At 64.3% G+C, this 12,793-nt stretch carries 11 protein-coding genes and 1 pseudogene; 6 read left to right on the top strand and 6 right to left on the bottom strand.

What is annotated here, in order from left to right:
- The 3 genes and pseudogenes from AC0L23_RS37060 to AC0L23_RS37050 form a co-directional block, all read left to right on the top strand.
- Positions 1–345, top strand: a pseudogene (locus tag AC0L23_RS37060) (hypothetical protein); the annotation flags it as partial.
- A 335-nt stretch (positions 346–680) separates the two neighbouring features.
- The gene (locus AC0L23_RS37055; protein WP_018453920.1) at positions 681–842 is read left to right on the top strand and encodes a DUF2934 domain-containing protein; all 162 of its coding nucleotides are present in this window, start codon (positions 681–683) and stop codon (positions 840–842) included.
- 268 nt (positions 843–1,110) lie between these two features.
- A complete protein-coding gene (locus AC0L23_RS37050) occupies positions 1,111–1,398 on the top strand; it encodes a DUF2934 domain-containing protein (RefSeq protein WP_085394208.1) in 288 nt (95 codons plus the stop codon).
- A gap of 284 nt (positions 1,399–1,682) precedes the next feature.
- Here the strand turns inward: AC0L23_RS37050 and AC0L23_RS37045 are convergent, their stop codons facing one another.
- Entirely contained in the window at positions 1,683–2,414 is a 732-nt protein-coding gene (locus AC0L23_RS37045; protein ID WP_018453922.1) for a DUF3750 domain-containing protein, read from the bottom strand.
- A 121-nt stretch (positions 2,415–2,535) separates the two neighbouring features.
- On the opposite strand from AC0L23_RS37045, the gene AC0L23_RS37040 reads away from it, so the two are divergent.
- Entirely contained in the window at positions 2,536–2,796 is a 261-nt protein-coding gene (locus tag AC0L23_RS37040) for a hypothetical protein (RefSeq protein WP_007595982.1), read from the top strand.
- Between the two features lie 159 nt (positions 2,797–2,955).
- On the opposite strand, the gene AC0L23_RS37035 is transcribed toward AC0L23_RS37040, so the two are convergent.
- Positions 2,956–3,186 (bottom strand): hypothetical protein, encoded by a 231-nt coding sequence (locus tag AC0L23_RS37035; RefSeq protein ID WP_473358175.1) that lies wholly within the window; start codon positions 3,184–3,186, stop codon positions 2,956–2,958.
- On the opposite strand from AC0L23_RS37035, the gene AC0L23_RS37030 reads away from it, so the two are divergent.
- Positions 3,185–6,301, top strand: coding sequence for a DEAD/DEAH box helicase (locus AC0L23_RS37030; protein WP_094183528.1), 3,117 nt, complete (start codon positions 3,185–3,187; stop codon positions 6,299–6,301). The two genes, AC0L23_RS37035 and AC0L23_RS37030, sit on opposite strands and share 2 nt — an antisense overlap.
- A 3-nt stretch (positions 6,302–6,304) precedes the next feature.
- Here the strand turns inward: AC0L23_RS37030 and AC0L23_RS37025 are convergent, their stop codons facing one another.
- The 4 genes from AC0L23_RS37025 to AC0L23_RS37010 all read right to left on the bottom strand — a co-directional run bounded on the left by AC0L23_RS37025 (position 6,305) and on the right by AC0L23_RS37010 (position 10,661).
- Positions 6,305–7,576, bottom strand: a complete 1,272-nt coding sequence (locus AC0L23_RS37025; RefSeq protein ID WP_018453925.1) for a DUF892 family protein — start codon at positions 7,574–7,576, stop codon at positions 6,305–6,307.
- A 147-nt stretch (positions 7,577–7,723) separates the two neighbouring features.
- Positions 7,724–8,017 (bottom strand): hypothetical protein, encoded by a 294-nt coding sequence (locus AC0L23_RS37020; RefSeq protein WP_026232628.1) that lies wholly within the window; start codon positions 8,015–8,017, stop codon positions 7,724–7,726.
- A 105-nt stretch (positions 8,018–8,122) separates the two neighbouring features.
- Positions 8,123–10,360, bottom strand: a complete 2,238-nt coding sequence (gene glgX / locus AC0L23_RS37015) for a glycogen debranching protein GlgX (RefSeq protein WP_473358174.1) — start codon at positions 10,358–10,360, stop codon at positions 8,123–8,125.
- A gap of 43 nt (positions 10,361–10,403) precedes the next feature.
- The gene (locus AC0L23_RS37010) at positions 10,404–10,661 is read right to left on the bottom strand and encodes a DUF3606 domain-containing protein (RefSeq protein ID WP_018453928.1); all 258 of its coding nucleotides are present in this window, start codon (positions 10,659–10,661) and stop codon (positions 10,404–10,406) included.
- A gap of 275 nt (positions 10,662–10,936) precedes the next feature.
- On the opposite strand from AC0L23_RS37010, the gene treZ reads away from it, so the two are divergent.
- Positions 10,937–12,748, top strand: coding sequence for a malto-oligosyltrehalose trehalohydrolase (gene treZ, locus AC0L23_RS37005; RefSeq protein ID WP_085357542.1), 1,812 nt, complete (start codon positions 10,937–10,939; stop codon positions 12,746–12,748).
- The last annotated feature ends 45 nt before the right edge of the window (positions 12,749–12,793 follow it).

Raw genomic sequence — 12,793 nt, 5'->3', positions numbered from 1 at the left:
GGGCGGGGCGAGGGCGCATCGATCGTGCCACTGCGGATCGAGACGTTGCCGAAGGATCCCCAGGGTCTGGCTCAGGCGCTCGTTGCGTGCGACGGGGTTGCCGCGGTGCAGATCGGCGCGACCGACGAGGCGCGGACATCGGTGCGGACGACCGAGAAGGGCATGCGGAAGAACGAGGGCTTTTTTGCCGGGCTTTTGCTGATCGAGGCGCTCGACGTCGCGTCGTTGCAGGGCGCCTTGCGGAAAGCCGCGGAAATTGCCCCCGACGTCATGGCCGGGGCGAGCGAGCCGGAAGTTTATCAAAGCATGTTTGCGCTCGAGGCCCGTATCGCAGATTTCGGCTGATGACAACGTTCTCGCTCGCCGCGGTGACTTGCTCGAGCTTGCGCCGCCTGCTGCCCGACGTCAGATTCGTCTGGATTGCTGGCTGACGTGGCATCCCGATACCTGAGGAACGCTCCGCGTCAGGAGTGCACCGCTCCATCCCGAGGCCTGTAAAGGCGGCGAGAGCGGGCTTCGTTCGAGCTCGCGTGTTCGCCGCTCCGGGCTAGGAACTCTTGCGCACCATCGAGGCTTGACTCAGCGGGCCAGCGTCGCCGCCGATTTGCTGGCCTGCACGGCCCCGCCTCCAAGCCCCCATACCCCCCAGGGTGGGGCCGTGTCTCTTCGCAGGAGATGCAATGCCGGAGCCGACCGATCACGACATCAGAGAACGCGCGCACCGCTTGTGGGAACAGGCGGGCAAGCCGGAAGGCCGCGAGGACGAGTTCTGGCACGCGGCCGAGCAGGAGTTGCGCAACGAGGACAAGTCGAACCCGATGCGGACGCCGGATACGCTGTGACCAACAAGGGCTGCCCATTCTGCCACGGTCTGGGATGGGTCTGCGTAAACCATCCGCTCCGCGCCTGGAGCGAGGAATTGGGCGGCTGCCGCTGTGGTGAGGGCATGCCCTGCACCTGCAACACGACGGAAGATCCCGAAACAAGAGTGGTGATCGTCGAAGCTGACACGACCTGGCATTGAAGGCGGAACAGAAGCCTTCCAGCAGGAATTGAGGTTGTGAGCAGCACGGGCTGCGACGCAGGCCGGTGGCTACGGCGGGGTTTGCGGTGGATGAGCAGCAAAAGATAGAGCACCAGATCGAACTCGCAACGCGAGCGGCTGCGCTCGTTAAAGACGAAACCACCGTCCAGCGATTCAGGAGTTTCGCCGAGGAGCTGAAGCAAAAGCTCCTTCGCATGATGCGGCGCGGCAAGGTACGAGCGCGCGCGTACGAGCTCTGGGAGCAGGCCGGTCGCCCGGCCGATCGCGATGTGGAGTTCTGGGTCGAAGCGGAACGGCAGATCGAAGAAGAGCGCGATCAGCGGAAGCTTTCGGACTCCTCAGACAAACGATAGTAGCTGGCGCTGCCGGTAGCCACATCGGCAGCGAACAAGCTCGGCCGCGCGTTCCTGGACAGAGAAAAAGCCGCCGAGCTCTTCACCCTGGCGGCTTCAAAAGTTCGTAGCTGTTGGTCGCCTCTCCAGCCTCATGCGTACCGCCGTTACCTTGTTTGCGGCCATGCAAGATCAATCTACGCGACGGCGCTCGATTCTGCTGTGACCTGAAGCACACATTGGAGGACGATGTGTCGGGAAGCTTGGGAGGGCGCCGACTTTGATGGGTCGGCCCCGTCATTGGCCTATGCGCCGGCCGCGACACCGAGGCGGCCTATGCCTGGAAGCTTCAGCGCGGGGCGGCGGATGTCGAGGCCGAGCACCGCGCCGAGGAAATTGATCTCGACCCCTTCGACCCAGCCGATGGTCATGCCGAGATAGCCCGACAGCGAGGCGTAGAGCCCGGTGCCGGACGCCGTGATGCCGGCCCAGCGTCCGCTGTAGGGAAAGTCCTTGCCGATAGCGGTCGGCGGCAGCACGGCACGCAGCTCGGGAACAGCATCCAGCGCCGCCTGCACGAAGGTGTTGGAATTCGGTCCCGGCCAGGCGCTGTAGTCGCCATAGGCGCGGAACTTGTAATTCTCGATGACGGCACGGATCTTCGGAATCAGCGCTTCGGCCCGCGCGCCATCGACGGCGACCACCGTTTCCGGGAGGGCTCCGAACCAGCGGCCGTCGGGCGGAAAGCCGTTGCTGCGAACAGGGTCGCCCCAGGCCGTGTAGTCGTATCGGCTATAGGTTGTGGCGCCCTTCTCCTTGACGACGATCCAGGTGTGGACGGCAAAAATACTGCGCCAGCGCACGGTGCGCGCGGCGAACACTCGGATCAGCGCATCCGGATTGGCCGATGCGGGCGGCAGCAGGCCGGCGCTGGAGCGATCCGCCGTCTGCCAATTGCCGCGGCCGTCGCCGCGCAAATAATAGCGGCCGGCCGACACGCCGATCGGCAGGAAGATCAGCAGCAGGAACAGAATCAAGGATTTCCTCAAGGGCAAACGGCGATCAGGCGGGACGATGCCACCAATATAGTTCGCAAGGCACGCCGCGCCAGCGCTCTCCTGCTCTTGCATTCGGGTGGTGCGGCCATATGTTGCGTCCATGAGGAAGTTGTCGCTCGTCGAGGACCAGGCCATCCAAGCGCGAATCGCGTACATCGCGGGCGCCGAGATTTTCGATCGCCTCTTCGCCGGCATCCGATTCGACGAAATCGACGGCAATCTGCTGTTTGCCATTGCCAGCGACGAAGACTGCGCGGCCGAGATCGAGGACGAGTTCTCGCACCAGCTCGCTGTGGTCGCCACGCACATCCTCGCGCAGAGCGTGGACGTGGTCGTGGTGCTGCCGAAGGTTCTGCAATAGCCGCCTGTCCGTTAGCCTTCTGCCCGTTCAGGCCGCTTGCCTTTGCCCCCTGTCTCTGCTTTTCAACGCAATTGCAAAATTGTAATGACGTCAGTGGGCGCTCAAGCCCGAGGCGCGTTATCGACGGAGCTCGACGGGAGGGCTCGTCGTCGCTCGCCTCTATTTGCGAAACAAAGTTGGATACACATTGGCGCCCACCAGCAAAGCCCGGGCCACGACCGGCGCGATAAAGACAAAAAGCAAGAGCTCGAAAAGCGTAGGCTCGATAAGCAAGAGCGCGAAGAGCACGAGTTCGAAAAGCAAGAGCTCGAAAAGTACCAGCTCGACAAGCAAGCGCCCGGACAAGAGCGCCTCGCGTTCCGCGGTCGACTCCTCATCGCCGCTCGGCATGCTGGCGCTGCATCTGCTCGAGCAGTGGGAGAAGTCCGGCCGCGACGGCCTCGTCTTCCTCTGCGACGACGAGAGTAGGGCGGAGCGGCTGGGCGGCGTGATCCACGCCCTCGATCCCTCGGTCGACGTGCTGGTGTTTCCGCGCCTGAACACGCTGCCCTTCGACGGCCTCGAGCCCTCCCGCGAGATCGCAGGCCGGCGCAGCTCGGTGCTGCGGCGTCTCGCCAAGACAAAGAAGCCCGTCTTCCTGGTGTCCACCGCGGAAGCCATCATGGAACGGCTGCCGCTGCCGGCGAGCTGGTCGCGGTCGAGCCTCACGCTGAAGGTGGGCGCGCCCTATTCCGAGACCGAGCTGGAGACGCGGCTGGAAGCTCTCGGCTACGATCTCGACGAAGAGGCGGAGTATCCGGGCGGTGTCCTGTTCCATGGCAAGACGTTCGAAGTGTTTCCCGCCGGCGCACTCGCTCCCTTCCGGATCGAGCATTCCGGCGACACGATCCGCAAGATCGTCGCGGTTGATCCCATCGAGCACGAGGTCGTCTACGAGACCCCGGAATTGATCATAGATCCCATGTCCGAGCGGATCGCTCTGGGAGCTACGCGCGGACAGCGGGTGACACTGCCTGATTATTGCAGCCGCGCGCGATGGATCGCGGATGCCGGGGTATCGGCTCACGCCGAGAGCTGGCAGGGCACGATCGAGGACGCTGCCGGCCGCAGGGATGCGGAACGCGAATATCTGGGGCAGGCGGACTGGAAGCAGCTGAAGAAGCGCATCAGCGTGCTGCCGCGCAAGGCGGCCTTCATCTCGACGCCGGAGTTCTCGAAGCTGGCCTCGCCTCGCAAGGCGCTTCGCGCCTTCGTCGCCGACATGCAGCGCGGCGGATCGCGGCTGCTGTTCGTCGCGGCCGTCGAGGACGACCTTCGCGCGATGGAGCGCATGAGCGGCATCAAGGCGGAGCGCTTGGCCGATTGGAGCGAGGTGACGAAGGCACGGAGCCGCGAAGGCGCGCTGCTGGCCGATTTCGACGCGGGGTTCATTGGCGCCGGCCGCAAGCCGCTCGTCGTCGTGACCGCGTCCGACGTGCTCGGCAGCCGAGCCCATCATCCGCAGCCGATGGCGCGCGCCTGGAATCCGGCTTTCGATCATCCCGACGTGCCGGAAAAGGGCGCCGCTATCGTCCATCTGCAACGCGGGCTCGCCGTGCTCGATGGCTTGCAGACCCTGGATATGGGCAAGGGATCGCGACGCGAGATGATCAGGCTCAAATTCGCGGGCGACAATGCCGTGCTCGTACCGCCTTCCGATCTTGCCGTGATCTGGCCTTATGCCGGCGAGCCCGGGAAGCTGACGCTGGACAAGGCGGACGGCAGCAGCTGGTGGGCGCGGCGCACCGAGGCGGAAGCGGAAATCCAGGTCGCCGCCAAGGCGCTCGCCAAACACATCAGCCAGCGCCTCCGCCGTCGTGCACCCAAACTGGTGCCGCCGGGGCCGGCTTACGAAAAATTCGTCGCCCGGTTCCCCTATTTCACGACAGTGGACCAGGCCCAGGCGATTCAAGACGTCCTCGACGATCTTGCGGCGGGCCACCCCATGGACAGGGTGATCTGCGGTGACGTCGGCTTCGGCAAGACCGAGGTCGCGCTGCGGGCGGCGGCCGCAGTGGCGCTGTCCGGCAAACAGGTGGCGATCGCGGCGCCGACGACCGTGCTGGCGCGGCAGCATGTCGAAACCTTCCGCAAGCGGTTCGGCCCTCTCGGCATCGAGGTGGGAAGCCTGTCACGAGCCAGTTCAGGCCCGGAGACGCGAGAGACCAAGGAGGGGCTGCGGCGCGGCACGCTGAAAGTCGTGGTCGGCACGCAGGCGCTTGCGGCAAAGGACGTGAAGTTCGCCGACCTCGGCCTCGTCATCATCGACGAAGAGCAGCACTTCGGAGCGGCCGAGAAGGCGAAGCTTTCAGGCCTCGCCAAGGGTGCCCATTCGCTGTGGATGAGCGCCACGCCGATCCCGCGCACGCTCGCGGCGGGTCTTGCCGGCTTCAGGGATCTTAGCGTCATCGCCTCGCCGCCGGTTCATCGCCTTCCCATCGTGACCAGGATCGCGCCGCTGTCCGATGCTGCCATTGCCGCAGCGCTGCTCCGCGAGCGCAGGCGGCACGGTCAGAGCTTCCTGATCTGCCCACGCATCCAGGATCTGGAGCCGATGCTGGCGCGGGTGCAATCGGTGGCGCCGGAGCTGCGCATCGTCTGTCTTCACGGCAGACTGCCCGTGGACGAGATCGACGATCGCATGATGAGTTTCGTCGATGGCGAGGCGGATGTGCTGCTGGCGACCAATATAGTGGAAAGCGGTCTCGATATTCCGCGCGCGAACACCATCGTGGTGTGCTGGCCCGAAAAGTTCGGACTTGCGCAGCTGCATCAGCTCAGGGGGCGGGTGGGACGCGGCGGCACGCGCGCCTTTGCTCATCTGCTCACGGAAGCGACCTCGGAGCAGTCCGAGAAGCGTCTGGCGGTACTGGAGGAGTTCAGCAAGCCGGGGGCCGGCTTTGCGATCAGCGAGCGCGACCTCGACCTCAGGGGCGCCGGCGATCTGTTCTCGGAACAGCAGTCCGGCCACGTCCAGGTGTTCGGACCCGTGCTCTACAGTCATCTGCTGAAGCGGGCGTCCGAGCGAGGCAGCGATACCGGGGCCGATCTGTGGGTGCCCGATCTCAATATGCCGCTGGCCGACATGCTGCCTGAAGGCTACGTGCAATCGGAAGCGGTCCGGCTCGAGATCTATGGCCGCGCTGCCAGGTGCCGAAGCGACGACGATCTGGAAGATCTGGAGGAGGAGATCTCGCGTCGTTTCGGCAGGCTGCCGCCGGAGGCCCGCGACTTCTTCGCATCCGCCAGGCTCCGGATCGATTGCAAACGGCGCGGCATCGTCAGGCTCGATGTCGGGCCCGAGGCCGTCGCCGCGACATTCCTGCCGGGGCGGCTGCGGAAATTCAGGGGAAAGTCCGAGGCACGATCGCTGCAGCGCGACGGCGACCGCGTTGTTCACGCCGGCCGCCGCGACCAGGATCCGTTCAGCCGGGTCGAGGAGTTTCTCGACCTGCTGGACGGCTAGGGATCATTCGGTCTGCTCGACTGCCGCGGGCATTTTCGCCACCGACATCAGCGAGCGAGCCACCTGGTTGAGAAGCTGATCGGCGTTCTCCTCCTCGGCGAGCGATTTCGACAGCAGGGCGACAATGGCACTGTGGCGAAGCTGCTGGGCGAGGTTGCGCGCCGTGGTATAGCCCGCGATCTCGTAATGCTCGACGCGCTGCGCTGCGCCGATCAGGGCGAGGTCGGCCGCCGCGTCCTCCTTGTCCTCGCCCTCGGCCATGATCTCCTGGCCTTCCTCGACGAGGCCCATCATGCCCTTGCAGGGCTTGGCGCGGGCGGATTTACCGAGCATTTCGAAGCATTCGTTGATGCGCTCGACCTGCGCTTCGGTCTCGGCGAGGTGCTGCTCGAACAGCTCGCGCAACTGATCGAAGCGGGCGGCCTCCGCCATCTTGGGAAGCGCCTTGGTCAATTGCTTCTCGGCATGCAGGATATCGCGCAGCTCGTTGATGAGCAGATCGCCGAGACCCGCTTCGTCCGCGGGCGGCGAGCTCTCGGTGACGATGGCCGAGGCCGGACCCGGTTCGCCCGCCTGGATCGCAGGCGACTCCGTGAACACCCAGTCGCCGCCCTCGTTCCACGGGCCGCGCGTGTCGATCTCGCCATGGTCGCCGGCGCCGGTGGAATCGTTGAAGAACTGGTCCACGAGGCCGGGCGTCGGCGCGATGCGGCCGATGCTGAACGCTGGCTTGCCCATGCTCTCGAGCGCGAGCGCGAACGCCTTCATGTGCGTGATCTCGCGGGTCATCAGGAACTGCAGCGCGTCCTTGCTGCCGGCGTCGTCGCAGAAATTGATCAGCCGCTCGTAGACGATCTTGGCCCGCGCCTCCGCGGCGATGTTGCTGCGCAGATCGACGTCAAGCTCGCCGGTGATCTTCAGATAGTCGGCGGTCCAGGCATTGCCCTGGGAGTTGAAGAGATTGACGCCGCCGCCGCCGGCGATGGCGATGAGGGGATCGGCTTCGGCCGCCTGGCGGTCGAACTTCGACGGCTTGAGATGCATCCGCGCCAGCGTGCCGACCACTTCCAGATGGCTGAGCTCTTCGGTGCCGATGTCCATCAGCAGGTCCTTGCGATCGGGATCCTCGCAGTTCAACCCCTGGATCGAGTACTGCATCGCGGCGGCGAGCTCGCCATTGGCGCCGCCGAACTGCTCCAGCAGCATGTTGCCGAAGCGGGGATCCGGCTCGTCGACGCGAACGGTGAACATCAGCTTCTTGACGTGGTGATACATGGTGGGGACTCTCGTATTGGGAGGACAGGAAAGAGGATGTCTTCCGAACGGGCGGCTTTAGCGTTCGTTCCTCGCGAAACGACCTGCGCCGATGATATCGGGCGCAGGTCGTTCGAAGTCGATCGGCAGGATTGTGGGCGTATTCGTTTAGCGTTGGTCCGGACGCTTGGCGGGCGGCCCATTCTTGTTGCCTGGCGCGCCCTGAATATTCGACGGGTCCTGCGACTGCACGGCGGTGTTGCCAGTGGAGCTCGTCGAACTCGATCCAACGGTCTCACCAGGCTTTGCGGCCGGCCCGTTCTTGTTGCCGGGCTGCCCGGCAATGCCGGCACCCGAATTCTGCGCGCTCGGCGCGGACGAAACGTCAGGCTTGCTGGCCTGCGCCCAGGCTGCTCCAGGCAGCGCGAGAGCGGCGAGGATAACGGCACCTGTGAACTTCATCTCGGTGTTCTCCGACTGATGCCCCATCTACTCGAACGCCGATAACCTGCGTGCGTTCCCTGTCGTCATCAACTCGAAAGCGTCGGCTCACCGTGTCACGACCAACTACCCCGGCAGCGGCGCCTCCACGACGTCCAGCAGCGCGCCGAGGCCCTGGCGCAGGCGGCGCGTGGCGATGGTTTCGGTGGCGAGACCGAACACCACGAGGGATCGCCCCGTCATCGCATAAACGTGCCCGAACTCGAATGCGGGCATTTGCCCCTCCGGTTGATTGGTGTCGATCAACCCGATCCAGCTGCGTCCCTCGGCGACTGCGGGCAAGGTGAAATTCACGACGTCGTAATGGGCGTTGTAGATCAGCAGCATGGTTGCGTCCGAGCCGCGGCGCTTGATCCCGGTCTCCTGGGCGCGGCCGTCGAGCAGCAGGCCGAAACATTTGGCGTTACCGTCCTGCCACTGGTCCGTCGTCATTTCCTCCCCGGACGGCGCGAGCCACGTCACGTCCTTCACGTCCAGCTCTTCATTGTGGGAGCCGACCAGGAAGCGGCTGCGGTAAAGAATCGGAAATGCCTTGCGCGTGGCGATCAGCTTGCGCGTGAATTCGCGCAGGCTGCGGCCATTTGCGGTGATGCGGAGCCAGTCGAGCCATGTGGTCTCGTTGTCCTGGGCGTACGCGTTGTTGTTGCCGTGTTGGGTGTGTCCGAATTCGTCGCCGGCAAGCAGCATAGGCGTGCCGTGCGACAACAACATGGTCGCCAGCAGATTGCGCTTCTGGCGCTCGCGCAGCGCCGTGATGTCCGGATCGTCCGTCGGTCCCTCGGCGCCGCAATTCCAGGAATGATTGTCGCTGTGGCCGTCGCGATTATCCTCACCATTGGCTTCGTTGTGCTTGTCGTTGTACGAGACGAGGTCATTGAGATTGAAGCCGTCATGGGCTGTGACGAAGTTGACGCTGGCCCATGGCCGGCGGCCGCGCTTGTTGAAGAGATCGCCGGATCCGGACACGCGCTTGGCGAAGTCCGCGATCGATCCCTCATCGCCCTTCCAGAAGGCGCGCACGGTGTCCCTGAACTTGTCGTTCCACTCCGCCCATCCCGGCGGAAACTGACCGACCTGATAGCCGCCCGGACCGATGTCCCAGGGCTCGGCGATCAGCTTGACGCTGGAAAGCACGGGGTCCTGCCGGCAGGCATCGAGGAAGCCGCCGCCTTCATCGAACCCGTAAGGTTCGCGCGCCAGGATGGTGGCGAGATCGAAGCGGAAACCGTCGACCCGCATCTCGGTCGCCCAGTAGCGCAGGGAATCCGCGACCAGTTGCAGCACGCGTGGATGCGACAGGTTCACCGTGTTCCCGGTACCGGTGTCGTTGATGTAGTAGCGCTGCTGGTCCGGCAGCAGGCGGTAATAGCTGGCGTTGTCGATGCCCTTGAACGAGAGGGTTGGGCCGAGCTCGTTTCCTTCAGCGGTGTGATTGTAGACGACGTCGAGGATGACCTCGACGCCATGGGCGTGGAACTGGTTGACCATGGCCTTGAATTCGTTCGCGAACGGCGTTCTGAGGTAACGCGGCTCCGGCGCGAAGAAGGCAAGGGAGTTGTAGCCCCAGTAATTGCGCAAGCCTTTCTCGACCAGATAGCTGTCGTCAACGAAGGCATGGATCGGCAACAATTCTGCACTGGTAATGCCAAGCGAGCGCAGGTAGGCCGGAACTTCCGAGTGCGCGAGACCGGAGAACGTGCCGCGGTCTGCGTCGGGCACCAGCGGATGCAACTGGGTAAACCCCTTGACGTGCATCTCGTAGACGATCGTCCGCTCCCACGGCACTTCCGGCTTGCGCGCGGCGCCCCAGGTGAAGGCCGGGTCGATGACACGGCATTTCTGCATCAAGGGCGCGCTGTCGCGTTCGTCGTAGGAGAGATCCTTGTCGGCATGGTCGAGCTGGTAGCCGAACAGCTCCGGTCCCCAGCGCAACCGGCCGACCAGCTGCTTGGCGTAGGGATCGAGCACGAGCTTGTTGGGATTGAAGCGGTGTCCAGCGTCGGGTTCGTAGGGGCCATGGACGCGGTAGCCGTAGACGGTGCCGGGGCGGGCCGAGGGCAAATAGCCGTGCCAGACTTCGTCGGTATATTCGGGGAGTTCGATCCGCTCCAGTTCGGCTTCGCCGCTGTCGTCGAACAGGCAGAGTTCGACCTTGGTGGCATGGGCTGAAAACAGCGCGAAATTGACGCCGAGCCCGTCCCAGGTGGCGCCGAGCGGAAACGGCTTGCCCTCGCTGATGCGGGAGCGGCGCAGGCTCGAGACCGCCCGCGTCAGGGTGTCGTCTGAATGTACCGTTTGATCCATCGCTGCCCCCGAATAGCCCCTGAAGAATTTGGTGAGGTTGCCGTCACTTCCGCGTCGCCTGCTCGCCGACGGTCGCAGAAGTAATCACCGCGACAGGAGGCACATCGTCCGGCTTCGGCAGCGTGGTTGCCCTTTGCAGCGCCGCCTCCTTGCTGATAGCCGCAATCGAGTTGCCAATCCGCTCGACGATGCTGGTCAGCTCTGCGTCGGATAGTCCGAGACGCTTTCTGACGAGGCGCACCTGAGTACGGTCGGCGAGGTCGAGCTTGTTGCGGATCGGCTGTGGCTTCGAGCGGCGCATGACGAAAACTCCCGTGTGGAGTTGCAACCGTCGCCCCGGCGATTCCGTTCCCTGTTTGCAACAGTGATCTTCCCCAACCCATCGTCGCCGCACCTCGGCCCAAAAGTGCACACAACATGGCGCATCGGTGTGGCGCCGGCCTGAGGAACGAATGCCCACATCTCGGCTTCTCCCGTTGAGCATGCTCAAGCGATCGTAAAATCGAGCCTCGCGAAGCGTGCCGTAACTTCCAGCCAAGCACGCAAAGGCGGCCAGGTTTGAGTCACAGTTTGGGAATGGCTGGGCCAGCGCGACACTACGGCCCTCGATGCCTCGACCACGGGGTCTGCTTCAATCTGTGGGCGCCGACGGCGCAATCGGTCGAATTGCTCGAAGCCGGCCGGCCGCCACTCCGGATGATGCGCGACCACGATGGCTGGTACCAGGCGTTGAGTCCCACCGCGCATGTCGGCACGCGCTATCAGTTCAGGATCAACGAAGACCTGGTCGTTCCCGATCCCGCCTCGTTCTTCCAGCCGGACGACGTCGGGGCCCCGAGCGAGGTGGTGGACACTGCGGCGTTCCGAGACTCGGTGCTCTATCCCGGCCGCCCTTGGGCGGAGGCCGTGATCTACGAGTTGCACGTCGGCACCTTCAGTGAGGAGGGCACCTATGCCGGCGTCGAGAAGAAGTTGCCCTATCTGCGCGATCTCGGCATTACCGCAATCGAGCTGATGCCGCTCAATGATGTCCCCGGCCGGCACAATTGGGGCTATGACGGCGTGCTGCTGAATGCGCCGAATGCGCGCTACGGCAGGCCGGAAGACCTCAAGCGGCTGTTACGCGCGGCGCATGCCCTCGACATCATGGTCTATCTCGATGTTGTCTATAACCATTTCGGACCGCAGCTGAACTATCTGCACCTCTATGCGGAAAGTTTCTTTACCGCGCGCCACAGCACCGGCTGGGGCCCTGCCGTCAACCTCGAGGGACACGACGGCGCGTTCGTGCGCGAGTTCCTGATCGAGAACGCGTTGATGTGGCTGCGCGACTACGGGTTCGACGGCTTGCGGCTCGACGCCGTTCACGCCCTGAAGGACGATTCCGACCGCCATTTCCTGATCGAGCTTGCCGAGACGGTTCGCAGTCAGCTGCCGGACCGGCGCGTGCATCTGATGCTGGAGAACGAGGCCAATCAGGCCCGCCTGCTCGACCGTGCTCAGGGGCGAACCCGGCTCTATGACGCGCAATGGGGCGATGATTTTCACAACGCGCTCCACGTCCTGTTGACGGGCGAGGACGAAGGCTATTATCGCGCGTTCGCAGACAGGCCGCTTGAACATCTCGCGCGAGCGCTCACCGAGGGCTTTGCCTACCAGGGCGAAATCTTTCCGCTGCATGACGAACCGCGCGGCGAGCCGAGCGCGCATCTGCCGCCTGATGCCACCATCTTCTTCGCCCAGAACCACGACCAGATCGGCAACCGCGCGCTCGGGGAGCGGCTTTCCGCGCTGGTCGGTCCGGAGAAGCTGGACCAGGCCATGGCACTGGTTCTCTTGAACCCGCATATTCCCCTGTTGTTCATGGGTGAGGAAGCCGCGGCCGAGACGCCATTCCTGTTTTTCGCAGACTGGTCCGGCGAAGCTGCCGAGCTGACGCGGGAAGGGCGGCGCAAGGAGTTCGCGCGCTTCAAGGCGTTCTCGACGCCCGGCATGCGCGCCAGGATTCCGGATCCGTGCGATGAAAAAACCTTCGGGGCATCGAAGCTCGACTGGGCCGGCATCGACCGCTCTCCCGCCAGCGCCAGGTTTCGCGGCCTCACAGCCCGATTGCTGAAGATACGGCGCGAGAAGATCGTTCCGCTGATCAAACGGGGTTTCGTTTCGGCTCATTGCAGGTTGCTGGGGGAGAACCAGCGTAAGGGCGGCCTGGATGCCCGTTGGCGGACGCAGAAGGGAGACATCTTGCAGATTGTTGCCAATTTCGCCGACCACGAACTGCCCATGCCGGCGCTGGTCGCGGGCGAGAGCCTATGGCGATTGGGCGCCGCCGACGCGCCAGCGCTGTTGCCGAGCGACATCATCGTGCGGCTTGGCCACGAGGCGTGATGGAACCGCGAGGAACGCTTCCGAAAGCTTTCCGTTAGCGGAGTA

It is taken from the genome of Bradyrhizobium sp. MI1.4 (assembly GCF_055811315.1).
This window is presented reverse-complemented; position numbering and strand designations above follow the sequence as displayed.

Coding starts and splice junctions, on each gene's coding strand:
- AC0L23_RS37055 (WP_018453920.1), top strand. CDS start 681: ATGCCGGAGCCGACCGATCACGACATCAGAGAACGCGCGCACCGCTTG.
- AC0L23_RS37040 (WP_007595982.1), top strand. CDS start 2,536: ATGAGGAAGTTGTCGCTCGTCGAGGACCAGGCCATCCAAGCGCGAATC.
- AC0L23_RS37030 (WP_094183528.1), top strand. CDS start 3,185: ATGCTGGCGCTGCATCTGCTCGAGCAGTGGGAGAAGTCCGGCCGCGAC.
- AC0L23_RS37035 (WP_473358175.1), bottom strand. CDS start 3,186: ATGCCGAGCGGCGATGAGGAGTCGACCGCGGAACGCGAGGCGCTCTTG.
- AC0L23_RS37025 (WP_018453925.1), bottom strand. CDS start 7,576: ATGTATCACCACGTCAAGAAGCTGATGTTCACCGTTCGCGTCGACGAG.
- AC0L23_RS37020 (WP_026232628.1), bottom strand. CDS start 8,017: ATGAAGTTCACAGGTGCCGTTATCCTCGCCGCTCTCGCGCTGCCTGGA.
- glgX (WP_473358174.1), bottom strand. CDS start 10,360: ATGGATCAAACGGTACATTCAGACGACACCCTGACGCGGGCGGTCTCG.
- AC0L23_RS37010 (WP_018453928.1), bottom strand. CDS start 10,661: ATGCGCCGCTCGAAGCCACAGCCGATCCGCAACAAGCTCGACCTCGCC.
- treZ (WP_085357542.1), top strand. CDS start 10,937: ATGGCTGGGCCAGCGCGACACTACGGCCCTCGATGCCTCGACCACGGG.